This window comes from Pseudonocardia autotrophica (assembly GCF_003945385.1).
GTDB lineage: Bacteria > Actinomycetota > Actinomycetes > Mycobacteriales > Pseudonocardiaceae > Pseudonocardia > Pseudonocardia autotrophica.
Genome location: NZ_AP018920.1, coordinates 4,187,101 through 4,203,047, shown reverse-complemented (window position 1 = coordinate 4,203,047; position 15,947 = coordinate 4,187,101). Strand labels below are relative to the sequence as shown.

The 15,947-nt window shown below is 72.8% G+C and carries 13 protein-coding genes; 5 read left to right on the top strand and 8 right to left on the bottom strand.

Features of this window, described 5'->3' with window-relative positions; genetic code table 11:
• Position 1: 1 nt before the first annotated feature.
• Positions 2-1,642 (bottom strand): AMP-binding protein, encoded by a 1,641-nt coding sequence (locus Pdca_RS19660; RefSeq protein ID WP_085915139.1) that lies wholly within the window; start codon positions 1,640-1,642, stop codon positions 2-4.
• A 106-nt stretch (positions 1,643-1,748) separates the two neighbouring features.
• Between Pdca_RS19660 and Pdca_RS19655 the strand changes: the two genes are divergently transcribed.
• Positions 1,749-3,221 (top strand): AMP-binding protein, encoded by a 1,473-nt coding sequence (locus Pdca_RS19655; protein WP_085915161.1) that lies wholly within the window; start codon positions 1,749-1,751, stop codon positions 3,219-3,221.
• On the opposite strand, the gene Pdca_RS19650 is transcribed toward Pdca_RS19655, so the two are convergent.
• From Pdca_RS19650 to Pdca_RS19625, 6 genes are all read right to left on the bottom strand, one after another.
• Positions 3,212-3,628 carry a MaoC/PaaZ C-terminal domain-containing protein gene (locus Pdca_RS19650; RefSeq protein WP_085915138.1) on the bottom strand — a complete coding sequence of 139 codons (417 nt, stop codon included), beginning with the start codon at positions 3,626-3,628 and terminating at the stop codon, positions 3,212-3,214. The two genes, Pdca_RS19655 and Pdca_RS19650, sit on opposite strands and share 10 nt — an antisense overlap.
• Positions 3,625-4,086, bottom strand: coding sequence for an FAS1-like dehydratase domain-containing protein (locus tag Pdca_RS19645; RefSeq protein WP_085915137.1), 462 nt, complete (start codon positions 4,084-4,086; stop codon positions 3,625-3,627). Before Pdca_RS19645 ends, Pdca_RS19650 begins: the two co-directional genes overlap by 4 nt.
• Positions 4,083-5,687 (bottom strand): PEP/pyruvate-binding domain-containing protein, encoded by a 1,605-nt coding sequence (locus tag Pdca_RS19640; RefSeq protein WP_174824326.1) that lies wholly within the window; start codon positions 5,685-5,687, stop codon positions 4,083-4,085. The genes Pdca_RS19645 and Pdca_RS19640 overlap by 4 nt, the downstream gene beginning before the upstream one ends.
• Before the next feature lie 41 nt (positions 5,688-5,728).
• Positions 5,729-7,378, bottom strand: coding sequence for an AMP-binding protein (locus Pdca_RS19635; RefSeq protein ID WP_197719778.1), 1,650 nt, complete (start codon positions 7,376-7,378; stop codon positions 5,729-5,731).
• A 100-nt stretch (positions 7,379-7,478) separates the two neighbouring features.
• Positions 7,479-8,540 carry an alcohol dehydrogenase catalytic domain-containing protein gene (locus Pdca_RS19630; protein WP_085915135.1) on the bottom strand — a complete coding sequence of 354 codons (1,062 nt, stop codon included), beginning with the start codon at positions 8,538-8,540 and terminating at the stop codon, positions 7,479-7,481.
• The gene (locus Pdca_RS19625; protein WP_085915134.1) at positions 8,537-10,012 is read right to left on the bottom strand and encodes an aldehyde dehydrogenase family protein; all 1,476 of its coding nucleotides are present in this window, start codon (positions 10,010-10,012) and stop codon (positions 8,537-8,539) included. Before Pdca_RS19625 ends, Pdca_RS19630 begins: the two co-directional genes overlap by 4 nt.
• Before the next feature lie 138 nt (positions 10,013-10,150).
• On the opposite strand from Pdca_RS19625, the gene Pdca_RS19620 reads away from it, so the two are divergent.
• The 3 genes from Pdca_RS19620 to Pdca_RS19610 are packed head-to-tail and all read left to right on the top strand — an operon-like array spanning position 10,151 to position 13,932.
• The gene (locus Pdca_RS19620) at positions 10,151-10,765 is read left to right on the top strand and encodes a hypothetical protein (protein WP_085915133.1); all 615 of its coding nucleotides are present in this window, start codon (positions 10,151-10,153) and stop codon (positions 10,763-10,765) included.
• 54 nt (positions 10,766-10,819) lie between these two features.
• A complete protein-coding gene (locus tag Pdca_RS19615; RefSeq protein WP_085915132.1) occupies positions 10,820-12,007 on the top strand; it encodes an acyl-CoA dehydrogenase family protein in 1,188 nt (395 codons plus the stop codon).
• Complete coding sequence (locus Pdca_RS19610; RefSeq protein WP_085915131.1) at positions 12,004-13,932, top strand: AMP-binding protein; 1,929 nt, start codon at positions 12,004-12,006, stop codon at positions 13,930-13,932. The genes Pdca_RS19615 and Pdca_RS19610 overlap by 4 nt, the downstream gene beginning before the upstream one ends.
• Positions 13,933-13,961: 29 nt before the next feature.
• On the opposite strand, the gene Pdca_RS19605 is transcribed toward Pdca_RS19610, so the two are convergent.
• A complete protein-coding gene (locus Pdca_RS19605; RefSeq protein ID WP_197719777.1) occupies positions 13,962-14,720 on the bottom strand; it encodes a FadR/GntR family transcriptional regulator in 759 nt (252 codons plus the stop codon).
• Positions 14,721-14,819: 99 nt separating this feature from the next.
• Here Pdca_RS19605 and Pdca_RS19600 point away from each other — a divergent pair, with 99 nt between their 5' ends.
• On the top strand, positions 14,820-15,881 hold the full coding sequence (locus Pdca_RS19600) for an acyl-CoA dehydrogenase family protein (protein WP_085915130.1): 1,062 nt from the start codon (positions 14,820-14,822) through the stop codon (positions 15,879-15,881).
• The last annotated feature ends 66 nt before the right edge of the window (positions 15,882-15,947 follow it).

The window sequence follows — 15,947 nt, the reverse complement described above, 5'->3', positions numbered from 1 at the left end:
CTCAGCTCTCCCGGGCGAGGTCACGGAGGCGGAACTTCTGGACCTTGCCGGTGGCCGTCATGGGCAGCGCCTCGACCAGCACCAGCTTCTCCGGCAGCTTCTGCATCGAGATCCCCCGTCCACGCAGGAAACCCGTGAGGCCGTGGAGGGTGGGGCGCTCCCCGGGCACCGGGACGACGACGGCGCAGGCCTTCTCGCCGAGACGCACGTCCGGGTAGGGCACGACCGCGACCTGCGCGACGGCGGGGTGGGCTCCGACATGGCCTTCCACCTCGGCGGCACTGATGTTGGTCCCGCCACGGATGATGATGTCCTTGAGTCGCCCGCTCACCCGCAGGTAGCCATGCTCGTCGAGCCGTCCGAGGTCGCCGGTGTGGTGTCGCCCGCGGGAGTCGATCGCGGCGGCGGTCCGCACCGGGTCGCGCCAGTAGCCGAGCACGGCGCCGGGTCCGAAGTAGCAGATCTCGCCCTCCGCTCCGGTCGCGACGTCCTCGCCGTCCGGTCCGACGAGCGTGATCTCGATGCCGTCGAGCGCGGCGGAGCCGTCGGATCCGGCGCGCCGTTCGAGGGGGTCTCCGGGGTGGCAGCAGGTGCCCGCGAGGATCTCGGTGGCACCGTAGAGCGGCATCAGCACCCCACCGTCGAAGGCCTGGTCGAACTCGACCGCCAGGGCTTCTGGGATCGGTGCCCCGGCGCACAGCCAAAAGCGCATCGACGACAGGTCCCGCCGCGCCTCCCGCTGGGCGTCCAGGGCCATGCGCACGAACGGTGTCGCCGTGGCGCTGACCGTGCAGCCGTAGCGCTCGATCCGGCGGAGTCCCTCGTTCGGCTCCCACACGTCGAGCAGGTGGACCTCGGCGCCGACCGTCATCGGCACCAGGATGCCGACGACCAGGCCCGTCGCGTGCGCGATCGGCGACGGCATGAACACGACGTCCTCGGGGCGCGCCTCGAAGACGTCGACGGCGAGGCCGCGAGCCGAGAAGTCCGCCGTGTTCCAGGTGTGGACGCAGCCCTTCGCGGTCGACTCGGTCCCCGACGTGTAGACGATCAGATGGGGCAGATCCGGGTCGGGACGCGGTCCGAGGTCCGCGGTCGCGCCCGCACAAGCCTCGTCGAAGGCCAGCTCGTCCTCCTGCACGGGCCCACGGGCCACGACGAGTGTGCCGAGCGCCGGGATCTCCTTCCGGAGGGTGCGGAACATCTCGGCGTGGTCGAACCCGCGGAACTCGCCGGTGGTGATCGCGGCCACCGCTCCGGAGTCGCGCAGCACGTGCTCGACCTCGCTCTGCCGATAGACCGTCATGATCGGTACGAGCACGGCGCCGAGGCGGGCGACCGCCAGGTAGCCCACGACGAACTCGGCCCAGTTCGGCAGCTGCATCGCGACGCGGTCGCCGGGATCGACACCGGCGTGGAGCAGTGCCGAGGCGAGGCCGCCCGAGCGGGCGCGCACCTCGGCGTAGGTGAGCTCGACGGTGCCGTCGGACACGAAACGCCGGTCGGGGGTGGCGTCGGCCCAACGGTCGAGTAGCGCGCCCGCCGAACCGCCCTGCCACCAGCCGCGCTCGTGGAACCGGCGGACGGACTCGTCGTCGTACCGGTCGTGCACCGAGAGGGGAGCGGGCTCCTGGGTGACCATCGGGTCCTCCGCATCGTCGCGACCATCCGCCTGTGACGGGGGCCACGAGCCTAGCCGCTGTCGTTCGCCCTTATCAATGGTCAGTCCATAAATGTACGGTGGGTCCGTGTACCCCCGAATCCATGCGGAGACGGCGCCGCGGCGTCCCGCGTTCGTGGTCGCCGACACGGGAGAGCAACTCGACTGGGCCGAGCTGGACGAGCGCAGCGCCGCGCTGGCCGCGTGGTTCCGCGACCGCGGGCTGCGCCCGGCGGACACGGTGTTCGTGCTGTTGGGCAACGACATCCGCTTCGCGGAGGTGGTGTGGGCCTGCTGGCGCAGCGGCCTGGTGGTCGCACCCGTTCATCCGGGACTCGGCGCCGACGAGCTGCGCCCGATGCTGGAGGACGCCGCACCGGCCGCCGTGGTCGCGCACCGTTCCGACGTCGTGCGGGCGGCCGGGGCGACCTGCCCGGTGCTCCTCGTCGGGCCCGACTACGCCGCCGCCCTGCGCACCGCGGCGGGCGCCCCCGAGACGATGGGTGGGCGGCTGCTCTTCAGCTCGGGGACGACCGGGCGGCCGAAGCCCTTCCGGGAGGAACCGCCCGGCCTGGCGCCCGAGGACGTGCCGCTGCGCTACGCGGCGATGATGACCGACCTTCGCGTGCTCCCGGGCCCCGGCGAGTCGCCGCCGGTGCTGTTCAGCCCCGGTCCCGCCTACCATTCGGCGCCGATGGCCTTCCTCCAGGCCGTGCACCAACTCGGTGGCACGGTCGTGGTGACCAGCCGGTTCGATGCCGAGGGCTCGCTGGCGGCGATGGAGCGGCACGGCGTCACCCACAGCCTGTGGGTGCCCACGATGTTCGTCCGGATGCTGCGACTCCCCGCGGAGACCCGGGCCCGGTACGACCACGGCGCGCACCGGGTGGCGGTGCACGGCGCCGCGCCCTGCCCGGCCGAGGTCAAACAGGCGATGATGGACTGGTGGGGCCCGATCCTCTACGAGTACTACGGCTCCTCCGAGGGCTACGGCCGCACGTCGATCGGCCCCGAGGAGTGGCTCGCCCACCCTGGGTCGGTCGGCAGGCCGAAAGGCGGCGGCGTGTGCATCGCCGACCCCGCGGGAAGGGCGCTGCCGGTGGGGGAGACGGGGCAGGTGTGGCTCGGTCGGGCCGACGCCCGGGTGCCCGAGCGGCTCACCGCGGCGAGTGCGGGCTGGGGGTCGGCAGGTGACCTCGGCCGCGTCGACGTCGACGGTTACCTGTACCTGACCGGCAGGCTCGGGCAGACGATCATCACCGGCGGGGTGAACGTCTACCCGCGTGAGGTCGAGGACCTGCTCGCGCTGCACCCCGCCGTGGCGGACGTCGCCGTGTACGGCGCGGCCGACGACGAGTTCGGTGAGCAGGTCCGCGCGGTGGTCGCGCCGCTCGGTGACCCCCCGCCCGGACTGGCGGCGGAACTGATCGACTACTGCCGGGCGCGGCTGGCACACCACAAGTGCCCGCGGCAGGTCGCCCTGGTGGAGCGGGTCCCGCGCAGTGACGCCGGGAAGATCCTCCTCGGCGCCCTGCGCGCGCAGCTCGACGGTCAGGCCTGAGCGACCAGGGCCGTCCCCCGCACGACCTCGTCGGTGCCCACCGCGGCGCGCAGGACCAGCTCCGCGACGGGCTCGCCGTCGAGCTCGGTCAGCGCGGTGACCTCACCGGTGAACCGCAGGACGGCGCCGAGCCGCACCGGAGCACGGAAACGGACGTCCAGCTCGCGCAGGTGCTCGACCCCGCACCAGTCCGTGAGCCAGCCCGCGAGCATGCCCGCCTGCATCTGGCCCATCGCGATCACGGTGTCGAAGCCCGCCTTCTCGGTGAAGGTCGAGTCGTGATGCAGCGGGTTGAAGTCGCCGCCCGCCCCGGCGAACCGCACGATGTCGGTCTGGGTCACCGGGCCGTGCTCGCGCTCCGGCACGGCGTCGCCCACGGCGAGTGGCCGTGGTCCTCGGGTCGTCACCGGCCACGCTCCATCACGGTCTCCCACCACTCCACGGCCGTCACGCCGTCTGCGTCCACGAAGGCCGTCCGCAGGGTCAACCGGCGCATCGGCGACCGTCCGGGACGGCCGCCGACCTGCTCGTCCCCGACCAGCCTTCGGACGCCGCGGAGGCGGTCGCCCGCCATGAGGGGGCGGTGGTAGCGCCACCGCACCCCGCCCACCAGCACCCGCTCGAGGGCGAGCCCCAGCCGCTGCACCATCGCCTGCTGGTCCCGGTGGTGGCCGCTGACGACCACGTGCGTCGGGGTGGCGGGCTGCGCGGCGAACCCGGCCGCCAGCGCCGCACCGGCGTCCGTGTGGATCGGGTCGGTGGTCGCGGTGGCCCGGGCGAACTCGCGGATCTTCCCCTCCTCGACGGTGAAGGCGACCTCGTCGACGACGTCCCCGATGCCCAGGATCACGTCTGCGCCGCTCACGTCCGGGAGGTCCAGGACTCGAGCACCGCCAGCTCGGGCAGGTGCTCGGCGAGCACCGCCGCGTCGTCCAGACCGGTGCCGCCGGCTGCGGCCGGATCGCCACCGAGCCAGACCTCACCGGTCGTGCCGTCCAGGCTGACCAGGTCGCCGGGCGCGATCGTGTACCTCCCGTCCGCGGTGCGGGCGCCGGAGCCGTCGATGAGCAGCGTCTCCACACCGACGACGGCGGGCAACCCCCAGCCCCGGGCGACGACCGCCGCATGGCTCACGAGCCCGCCGGTCCCGGTCACCACACCCACCGAGACGGCCATCCCGGGGACGTCCTCCGGGCTGGTCTCGGGCCGGATGAGCACGATGTCCTCGTCGTCGCCGGAGTCCGCGGCCTCGTCCGCGCTGAACACCGCCTTGCCGCTCACCCGACCGGGTGAGGCCCCGAGCCCGGTCGCGATCGCCTCGCCCCGGTGCTGTGCGCAGGCGGCCGCGAGGACGGCCTGACGCGCGGTCTCGCGGACCTCGGCGTCGACCCGGGCGACCGCCTGCTCGCGGGTCAGCGGGCTGTCCGCCTCCTCGGCCATCTGCACCGCGGCCCGCACCGCCGCGACCGCGCTGCGCTTGCCGACCCGCGTCTGCAGGACCCACAGGCGCCCTTCCTCGACGGTGAACTCGACGTCGCAGATGTCGGCGTAGTGCTGCTCGAGCCGATCCAGGACGCCGTCGAGCTCGGCCCAGACCCGGGGAAGGTCGGTGCCCAGGGTGTCGATGGTCTGGGTGCGGGCCACACCGGACACGACGTCCTCCCCCTGCGCTCGTGGCAGGTAGTCGCCGTAGCGGCGGGCCTGGCCGGTCGCGGGGTCGCGGGTGAACACCACCCCGGTCCCGGACTCGCCCCCGCGGTTGCCGAACACCATCGCCTGGACGTTCACCGCCGTCGCCAGCGGCCCGGGGATCCGCTCGCGCCGCTGGTAGGCCGCGGCCCGCTCGCTGCCGCACGAGCGGAACACCGCTTCGACGGCGCCGCGCAACTGTGCTCGCGGATCCTGCGGGATGTCGACGACCCCGTGCACGCGCGCGATCTCCGCCCGGAGTGCGGCGACGTCGTCCGCGGGTGCCTCCTCGCCGAGGTCCTCGGCATTCAGCACAGTCGTCGCGTACATGCGGACGAAGCGCCGGTAGCAGTCCCAGGCGAACCGCTCGTCGCCTGCGGCCTTGGCGAGACCTTCGACGGTCTGGTCGTTGAGGCCCAGGTTGAGCACGGTGTCGAGCATGCCCGGCATCGAGCGCGGGGCGCCGCTGCGGACCGCCAGCAGCAGTGGGTCCGCGGGGTCACCGAACCGTCTGCCCAGGGACTCGCCGAGCCTCGCGATGTGCTCCTCGACGAGCGCGTCGAGGTCGGCGGGCCAGCCGTCGGCGAGATACCGGCGGCAGGTGTCGACGGTGATGGTGAAACCGGGCGGGACGGGCAGGCCCAGCGCGGTGGTCATCTCGGCGAGCCCGGCACCCTTGCCGCCGAGCAGCTCGGTGAGGGTGCGGGCCGGAACGCCGTGATCGTGGTGGAAAGCGAAGACGGTTCCAGCCAGGGGTGGGGCGGCGGGGGAGGGCATCGTTGCGGTTCCTCTGCGGGTCTGCGGAATCTCGGGCCGGGTCAGGTGGCGGGGACCTGCTCCAACTTGCGGGCGATGTCCTTGCGGAGCAGGTGCTTCTGGATCTTTCCGGTCGCCGTCGTCGGCAGCTCCGTGACGGTCTCGACACGCTCCGGGGTCTTCTGCACCGCGACGCCTCGTTCGTGCAGGTACCTCCGCAGCGACTCGAGCGACGGCGGATCGGCGGGGTCGGCGGGGACCACGTAGCAGCAGACGCGCTCACCCAGCCGCGCGTCGGGCATGCCGACCACGGCCGCGGCGCCGACGGCCGGATGCTCCGCCAGCAGGTCCTCGACCTCCCTGACGCTGATGTTCATGCCTCCGCGGATCACGATGTCCTTCGTCCGGCCGGTGACCCGGACGTAGCCGTCGGCGTCGCTGCGGCCGAGATCGCCCGAGCGGGAGAAGCCGTCCGGTGTGTACAGCTCGGCGGTCTCCCGCGGGAGACCGAGGTACCCCAGCATGTGGTTGGGGCCCCGGTAGGCGATGTCGCCCTCCTCGCCGGTGGGCAGCTCCGCCCCGGTCTCGTCGACGACGCGGACGGCGGCGTGCGGGAGGGAGGCGCCGTCCGAGGTGAGCGACCGTTCGGGATCGTCATCGACGGTGCAGGCCGTGGTGGTGAGGTTCTCGCTGCGCCCGTAGAGGCTGAGGATCTTCGCCGAGGGCAGGAGCGCGCGGGCGCGCTCGACGACCGAGCCGGGGATCGGTGCCCCCGCGCAGACCCACACCCGCAGGCTGGATGCGTCGTGCTCGGCGGGGTCGAAGGCCGACAGCGCCATCTGGAGGAACGTCGTGGCAGTGACGCTGAGCGAACAGCGGTGCCGCGCGATCTCCTCGAGGCCCCGGCAGGGTTCCCACTCGGCCATCACGTGCGTGGCCCCACCCGCGAGCAGCGGCATGAGGACACCGGTGACCAGGCCGGTGGTGTGGGTGATCGGCGACGGGCTGAACCCGACGTCCGAGGCGGTCACCGCGAAGGCCTCGTTGAGCATCCGCGCACCGGCGGCGTAGGTGTTGAAGGTGTGGACGCAGCCCTTCGGCCGCGCGGTCGTTCCGGAGGTGTACACGATCACGAACGGGTCGTCCGCGGTGACCGGCGTGCCGAGGGAGGCCAGCGCCTCCGCCGGGTCGACGTCCGCGGTGACCGCGTCGAGGGTGACCGCAGGCTCCGCCGGCTGCACGTCGGCACGCACGACGAGCAGGGTGTGCAGCGACGGCCGGTCTCGGGCCAGGTCGCGGAACATCGCCAGGTGGTCGAAGCCCTTGAAGGAGGCCGGGGTGACCACCGCCGACACCTCGGCGTCGTCGAGCACGTAGCCGACCTCGTCGCGCCGATAGATCGGCATGATCGGCACCATGATCGCGCCGAGCCGGGCCAGCGCCGCGGCGACGAGCACGAACTCGGCCCAGTTCGGCAGCTGGACGGCGACCCGGTCACCCGGCGAGACGCCGCGGTCACGGAGCCCGACGGCGAGCTGTGCCGAGCGGTCGCGGAGCTCGCGATAGGTGAGCGACTGCGTGCCGTCGGTGACGAATGTCGCCTCGCCTCGACGCCCTGCCTGGCGGTCGAGCAGCGCGCCGAAGGTCTCCGTGCTCCAGCAACCGGAGTCGTAGTTCTCCTGCACCTCGACCGCGGAGTAGCGGTCGCTCACGGTGGGAATCCTCATCGATTTCCGTCCTGGTCCGGGGTCGTGCCGACCCTGTCACCGATCGGCCCGAAGATACAATGGTCTGGCCGAAAGCTCAACGCCGTCACGTCGGCGTGAGCACGGTGCGGACCACGCGCCCCTGCTGCTGGTCGGCGACGACCTGGTTGATCTCCGTCAGGTCGGCGGTGCCTGCCACGAGCCGCTCCACGGGGAGGCGGCCGGCTCGCCACAGGTCGACCAGGAGGCCGAGGTCGCGGCGCATGCTCATCCCGCCGTGCCAGCTCCCGGTGATCCGCTTGTCGTCGTGGAAGAGCTCGTAGGCGGACAGCGGCACGGTCTCGTCCTTGCGGCCCGCGCCGACCACCGTCACGGTCCCGCCCCTGCGGACCGCTCGCCAGGCGTCGAGGATCGTCGGCGGGTGCCCGACGGCGTCGATCACCACGTCCAGGTCGCGCCCGCGCTCCGCGAACTCCGCCGGCGTCATGCTCTCGGTCGCTCCCAGCTCGCGAGCGGTCTCGCGGCGGCGCTCGGTCGGGTCGACGGCGATCAGGCGGGCGGCCCCGGCGACCTGGGCGCCGAGCACGGCGTTGAGGCCGACGGCGCCTGCACCGATCACCGCGACCGAGTCCCCGGGACGGACCCGGGCGCTGCGGAGCGCGGCGCCGACCCCGGTGGGCACGGCGCAGCCGAACATCGCCGCGACGGGGAAGGGCACGTCGTCCGGGATCGGGAGGACGGCCGCCCGGGGGAGCACGGTCAGCTCGGCGAACGTGGCCGTGTTCATGCCCTGGTGGACGACCTCGCCGTGGATCGAGAGCCGCGCCGTGGCGGGTCCGGAGCCGGTCGACCGGCGACCCGCGCACAGGTGCTCGTCCCCGCGCAGACAGGGCGTGCACGTGCCGCACGGAGCGACCCAGAGCACCAATACATGCTCGCCGACCGTCAGATCCGTGACTCCCGCACCGAGCCGCTCGACCGTCCCGGCACCCTCGTGCCCGAGTACGACCGGGGTCGGCTGCCCGAAGGCCGTGGTCAGGGACAGGTCGGTCGCGCACACGCCCGCCGCGCGGACGCGCACGACGACCTCGCCGGGGCCGGGCTCGGCGAGGTCGACGTCGCTCACCTCGAACGTCCCGCCTGCCGACCACTGCACCGCTGCTCTCATCGTGCCTCTCCTGTCTGTCGCGTCGGCGGCGTCGGCGGCAGCCGGTGGATCGAGGTCGGTGCGAGGAACTCCTCGATGCCCTCCGGCCCGAGCTCGACGCCGAGGCCGCTGTCCTTGTGTCCGGCGAAGGGCGCCGCGGCGCTCGACCCGTAGTGGTTGATGCCGATCGTCCCGGCCTCGATCCGGGAGGCGACGGCGGCGGCGCGCTCCGGGTCCGCGGAGAAGACCGTGCCCGCCAGGCCGTACGGCGTGTCGTTGGCCAGCGCCACGCCCTCGTCGAGGGTGTCGTATCCGAGGACGGACAGCACGGGGCCGAAGATCTCCTCCCGCGCGATCCGCATGGTCGGGGTGACGTCGTCGAACACGGTGGGCTCCACGTAGAAGCCGCGGACCGGGCGCGCGGGCCGACCGCCGCAGACCACCGCCTTGGCCCCCTCCGCGTGTCCGCTCTCGAGATAGCCGAGCACGCGCTCTCGCTGGCGGGCCGAGACCAGCGGGCCGAAGAACGTCGACGGGTCGGTCGGGTCGCCGAGCGGGGCCGACGACACGACGTCGGCCACGAGGTCGACGATCTCCCGGCGGCGGGTGTTCGGCACGATCAGCCGCGTACAGGCCTTGCAGGTCTGTCCGGTGTTGCGCATCGAGACCTTGAGGATGGAGCGGGCGATCACGTCGGGCTCGGCGTCGTCGAGGACCAGGGCGGGCGACTTCCCACCCAGCTCCAGCACGACGGGACGCAGCAGCCGTCCGCAGGTCTCCCCGATGCGCCTGCCCACCGCCGTCGAGCCGGTGAAGGAGATCTTCGCGACGAGCGGGTGGTCCACGAGCGCCTGGCCGGTGGCCGCGCCGCCGGTGACGAGGTTGACCACACCCGCGGGGATCCCGGCGGCGGCGACCGCGTCCATCAGCATGCGCGCCGCGAGTGGTGTCTCCGCCGCGGGCTTGACCACGACCGGGCAGCCCGCGACGAGGGCGGGTGCGAGCTTGATGACGATCAGGCTCAGGGGGTAGTTCCACGGCGTGATCAGGCCGGCGACGCCGCGCGGGCGGCGCTGCACGATCGTGTCGCCCGTGCCGTGTGGGTTCGGGCGGACCTCGTCGGCCAGGACGCCGGGGGCCACGTCGGCCGTATAGCGCAGGTGGGCCGCCGCCGCGGCGGGGGCGTGAGTCGCCTCCGCGATCGGGGTGCCGTTCTCGCGGGTGATGGTGCGGCTCAGCGCCCCGGCCCGGTCCTCGATCTGCTGCGCCAGTGCGCGGACCAGCCTGCACCGCTCGGCGACGGGGGTCGAGGCCCACGCGACCCGCACGGCGTGAGCCGCCCGCACGGCGGCGTCGACGTCCTCGGCGTCCGCGCTGACGACCGTCGCGATCTCCTCCTCGGTGGCGGGGTCGACGACGGACGTGAACGCGACGGAGTGGGCGCGCCGCGGTTCGCCGGCGACGAAGAGGTCGGAGATCAGGTCAACGGGCATGGCGTCGTCCTTGACATCGAGGGCCTGGGATCGGAATCATAACCCGAAACGGCCTGACCATTTCAACGATCGACCGGAAGGCCGCTGTCGACGGAGACGGGGCCGTGTGTGCCTCCTCCGCTGGAGGAGAGAGGGACGATGAGCGACACCACGCGTTTCCTGGCCCTGCACGCGCTCAAGGTCAAGGGGCTGGCCTCGGCCGACGACCTGGCCGTGATCACGGGTGTCGAAGACCTCGGCCCGACACTGGAGGGTCTGGTCGGCGAGGAGCTCGTGCGGCTGCGTACCGGTCGGGTCGGCGGCTACGCACTCACCAAGGACGGGCGCGCGGCACACGCCGAGGCGTTGCCCGACTCGGTGTCGGTCGCCGAACGCGCGGCCCTGGACGAGGCCTACCGGACCTTCCTGCCGGTGAACTCCCGGTTCAAGGCGACCTGCACGCGGTGGCAGTGCGTGGACGGCGGCGAGCGGCTCAACGACCACTCCGACGCCGACTACGACGCCAGGGTGATCGAGGACCTGGCCACGACCCACGAGGAGATCAGCGCGGCGCTCGCCGCGGTCGAGGACGTCTCACCGCGCTTCGGCCGGTACGTGCCGCGGTTCGCCGCGGCGCTGACCCGGGTGCGCGCCGGGGAGAACGAGGCGTTCGCGCGGCCCATGAGCAACTCCTACCACGACGTGTGGATGGAGCTGCACGAGGATCTCCTGCTCACCCTGGGGCGCGAGCGGGACGCCGCCGACGGACACTGACACATTTTGGTCTGACCGATAACGATATCGGCGATCATCGACGAAGGAGCGTGCATGGATCTCGCTGACTCCCCGGAGGAGGCGGAGCTCCGCACCCGGGTGCGGGCCTGGCTCGCCGAGTCCCTGCCCCGGCTGCCCTGGCCCGAACCGGTCGAGCTGGCCGACAAGCTGCCGTTCTGGCGCGAATGGCAGCGGATGTTGTTCGAGGCCGGGTACGCGGGACTCTCCTGGCCCCGGGAGTACGGAGGCCAAGGGGTCGATGCGGCGCTCCGGGCGGTCTTCACCGACGAGGCGGACCGCGCAGGCGCGCCCGAGCGGCTCAACACCGTCGGGGAGGACTTCGCCGGTCCGACGATCATCTCCTTCGGCACCCCGGCGCAGAAGGAGCGCTTCCTGCGTCCGATCCTGACCGGTGACGAGCTCTGGTGTCAGCTGTTCTCGGAGCCGGACTCCGGCTCGGACCTGGCCTCCCTGCGGACGCGCGCGGTGCGGGTCGACGGCGGGTGGCGGATCACCGGTCAGAAGATCTGGACCAGCCGGGCGCACCTCGCGACCAACGCCATCCTGCTCGCCCGCACCGGCGGGCCCGACCTGCCGCGACACAAGGGCATCACCTACTTCGTGCTCCCGCTGGCGAGCGCGGGCGTCACGATCCGCCCACTCAGCCACATGCTCGGCGAGGCCGAGTTCAACGAGGTGTTCCTCGACGACGTCTTCGTCCCGGACGACCTGGTGCTCGGCGAGGTGAACCGGGGCTGGGGGGTCGCGATGGCCACCCTCGGGTTCGAGCGCGTCGGCATCGCGACAGGCCGCGTGAACACCAAGCGCGCGGTCGACGACATCGTCGACCAGGTCCGCGGGATGCAGGACGCGTCCGGAGCCCCGCTCGGCGCCGACCCGACGGTGCGCCGCCGGGTCGCCGATCTCTACGGTCGCGCTCTGGTGCACCAGGCGATCGGACAGCGCGTGCTCACCATCGCGGCGGACGGCGGCCCTCCCAGGCCGGTGACCTCCATCGGCAAGCTGTACTTCTGCCCGCTGGTGGAGGACCTCGCGGACTTCCGGCAGTCGTTGTCGCCCCTCGGCGGACAGCTCGCACCCGAGGAGCAGACACCCGCGGAGGGCCGCTGGCAGCGCCTGGCCTACCAGGCCCGCGGCACGGCCATCGCCGGTGGCTCGACGTTCATCCAGCGCAACATCGTCGCCGAGCGGATGCTCGGCCTCCCGAGGAGTGGCTCGTGAGCCCCGCAGAGACCTACGTCTGGAGACCCGGCCCCGAGCGGCTGGAGCGCTCGCGCGTCGCTCGACTCGCCCGGGCCCACGGGGTGGACGGGATCGACGCGCTCCGGGCCCGGTCGGTGGCGGACGTCGCCTGGTACTGGGACGCCGTGGTCGCCGACCTCGGCCTGCGCTTCTCCCGCGGCTACAGCCAGGTGCTCGACCTCTCCGCGGGCATCACCGACGCCGAGTGGTTCGTCGGCGGCGAGCTCAACGTGGCAGACGCCTGCCTCGCGCGGTGGGCCGAGGATCCCGACGCTCGGGACCGCACCGCGGTCGTGCACGAGGCGGAGGACGGCTCCCTCGACTCGCTGACCTTCGCGGAGCTGGACGACCGCGTCCGCCGGGTCAGCGCGGGTCTGCGCGGCCTGGGCCTGCGCCGCGGCGACGCAGTGGCGCTCTACCTGCCGATGGTCACCGAGGCGGTCGTCGCGTTCTACGCGGCGGCCCGGATCGGCGCGGTCGTGGTGCCGTTGTTCTCCGGCTTCGCGCCGGGCGCGATCGCGTCCCGGCTCGCCGACGGCGAGGTGCGCGCCGTCGTCGTGGCCGAGTCGACGGTGCGACGGGGGCGCACGGTCGCGATGCTCCCCGCGATCCGCGACGCGGTGGCGCAGAGCCCCTCGGTGAGTCACGTGGTCGTCGTCGGCACCCCCGGGCCGGGGGAGACGGCGTGGGCGGACCTGTCTGCCCACGACCCGGAGACCGGGCCCGCCGAGCCGATGGCGGCGGCCGACACCCTCCTGCTCGCCTACACCTCGGGCACGACGGGGAAGCCGAAGGGTGCCGTCCACACCCATGCCGGGTTCCTCGTCAAGACGGCGAGCGAGGTCGCGTACTCCTTCGACGTCGGTCCCGGCGGGGTGTTCTGCTGGATCACCGACATGGGCTGGATCATGGGCCCGCTGTCGATCGTCGGCACCCACGCCAACGGAGCCACCCTCGTGCTCTACGAGGGCTCGCCCGACGTACCCGACCTGGGCAGGCTCTGGCAGCTGGCCGAGCGACACCGGGTCACCATGCTCGGGGTGTCGCCCACCCTGATCCGGACGATCCGCTCGTCCGGCGCGGGTCCGTTCGACCTGTCGTCGGTGCACACGCTGGGGTCGACGGGAGAGCCGTGGGACCCGGAGTCCTACGAGTGGCTGGCCCGGGAGGTCTTCGGCGGTCGGGTGCCCATCATCAACTTCTCGGGCGGCACCGAGGTCGGCGGCTCCTTCCTCGCGCCGTACCCGGTCGAGCCGATCGCGAGCTGCTCGCTCGGCGGGCCGTCGCTGGGCATGGACGTCGACGTCGTCGACGCGGCGGGGCAGCCGGTGCGTGGCGAGATCGGCGAGCTCGTCTGCAGGCAGCCGTGGCCCGCAATGACCCGCGGGGTGTGGCGTGATCGCGAGCGCTATCTCGAGGCGTACTGGTCCACCTTCCCGGGCCTGTGGCGCCACGGCGACCATGCGATCGTCGACCAGGAGGGCCGATGGTTCCTGCGCGGCCGCTCGGACGACGTCATGAACGTCGCGGGCAAGCGGCTGGCCCCGGCGGAGGTCGAGGCGGTGCTGATCGCGCACCCCGACGTCGCCGAGGCGGCGGTCGTCGGGGTCCCCGACCCGAAGAAGGGGGAGGCCGTCTGGGCGTTCTGGGTGCCCCGGGCGGGCGCGGCCGAGAACCCGGACATCGTCGAGGAGCTGCGCCGCATGGTCGGGGAGGAGCTGGGCAAGCCGTTCGCCCCCAGCCTGGTCCGTCGGGTCGCACAGCTGCCGAAGACGCGGTCGGCCAAGATCATGCGAAGGGCCGTGCGGGCGGCGGCGCTCGGCGAGGACCCGGGCGATCTCTCCGGCGCCGAGAACCCCGGCGCCCTGGACGTGGTCCGGGCCGCGGTCGGTCGGTCGTCGTGAACGCGAGCGCAGGCGGCGACACGCGGACCCTAGGTCTGGTCCGGCACCGAGACCGTGGTCCGGTCGTCGACCTCGAGGGCGGCTGCGGCGTACGAGTGGACGTGGCGGGTCATCCGGCGGATGGCGGCCTCGGCGTCCCGCTCGCGGATCGCGCGGGTGACCGAGCGGTGCGCCCGCACGGTGATGTCGCGGACCTCGTCGTTGATGAAGCCCTCGTTGTTCGTCGTCGTGTAGATGGCCCGGGACAGCGCCATCATGATGCCGGTCAGGATCTCGTTGTGGCTGGCGGTGGCCACCGCGATGTGCCAGTCCACGTTGGCGCGCAGGAAGCCCTCGAGATCCGAGCTGGCGGCGATCGCCTCGTTGGCGGTCTCCAGCCGGTCGAGGTCGCCGGACGTCCGGTGCCCGGCCGCGAGTCGCGCGCAGGAGGGCTCGATCGCCTCGCGGGTCTCGTGGACCGACGCCAGGCGCAGCTGCCGCCCGCGGATGAGCAGCTCCAGCGAGCTGGCGACGGACTCCTCACCGGGCTTCTGGACGAAGGCGCCACCGGCGCGCCCCGCCTTGATGCGGATGAGGCCCTGGACCTCCAGGATGCGCAGTGCCTCCCGCACGGTCGTGCGGCTCATGCGGGTCTGCACCACGAGCTCGCGCTCGGGCGGGAGCGGAGTGCCCTCGGGGTACTCGCCGGACAGGATCCGTTCGCGCAGCTCGTTGGCCAGGACGTCGGAAGCCTTGGGGACCTCCATGGGGGAGAGTCGGATCGCCGAGCGGGCGTCGCCGGTGGGCATGGGGACCTCCTTTCGTGGTCTAAAGGTCGGACCCAAATTACCATCGATGAGCGGGACGCGACCTCAGTGCCGCACCCCCACGCCGAGTAGGAGTACGGAATGCGCTGGGAACTCTCCGACGAGCAGGCCGACTTCCGCGCCGTCCTGTCGGACTGGCTCGGGCAGGCGTGCCCCTCCGATCGATTGCGGTCGTGGCTCGACACGGGCGATCACGCCGCGTTCGAGGAGTGTTTCGCCCAGGACGGATGGTTCGGTGTGGGGACGGCCGAGGACCTGGGTGGGGAGGGCGGCGGGCTGATCGAGCTCGTCCTCGCCGCCGAGGAGCTCGGCAGGCGCGCCGCGCCGACCTCGGCCTGGCTCGCGTCCATGGTGGCCCTGCCGACGCTCGCCGGGATGCCCGAGGCGGCGAAGGCGCTGCTCTCGGACCGGATGACGACCGTTCTCACCGTATCGGCGGGGGCGGTCCCCGGTCGCGCGGCGACCGTCGCGGAACGGGACGGAGGCCTCGTCGGCACGGTCCCCGCGGTCCTGGCCGCGTCCCGGGCCGTCCGCCTGGTCGTGCCGGTCGCGGACGGTCTGCGGCTGGTGGAGGTGGATCAGCCCGGGGTGCGGATCCGAGAGCGCGCGCTCACCGACCGCAGCCGGACCGTCGCGGACGTGGAGTTCGACGGCGCGGTCGGCGCGGTCGTCCCGGCCGAGGACGGTGCCGCTCTCCTCGAGCCGGCCGCGCTCCGGGCCGCGGTCCTCGTGGCGGCGGACTCGTTGGGGGCGATGGAGCACCTGTTGGACGCGACCGTCGAGTACGTCCAGCAGCGCAGGCAGTTCGGCGTCGCGATCGGCTCGTTCCAGGCGGTCAAGCACGCCGCCGCCGAGATGCTGGTGAAGGTCGAGGCGGCCCGGTCGATCGTGTACCTGGCGGCGGCGTCGGTGGAGGCGGGCCACGAGGACGCGCCGCTGCACGCGGCGGCGGCGAAGGCCCAGGTGTGCGCCGCGGCGGTCGCGGCGGCGGACTCCGCGCTGACCCTGCACGGCGCCATCGGCTACACCTGGGAGCACGACCTGCAGATCTTCTACAAGCGCGTGAAGCTCGACGCCGAGCTGTTCGGCGCGCCCGTGGCCTGGAACGACCGGATCGCGGACAGGCTGTCGCTCGTCCCCTAGTTCGGTATGACCTTTCTTACGACGTCGACTGTCGCGAGTTTTGGTCAGTCCTTTGTTACGATCGAC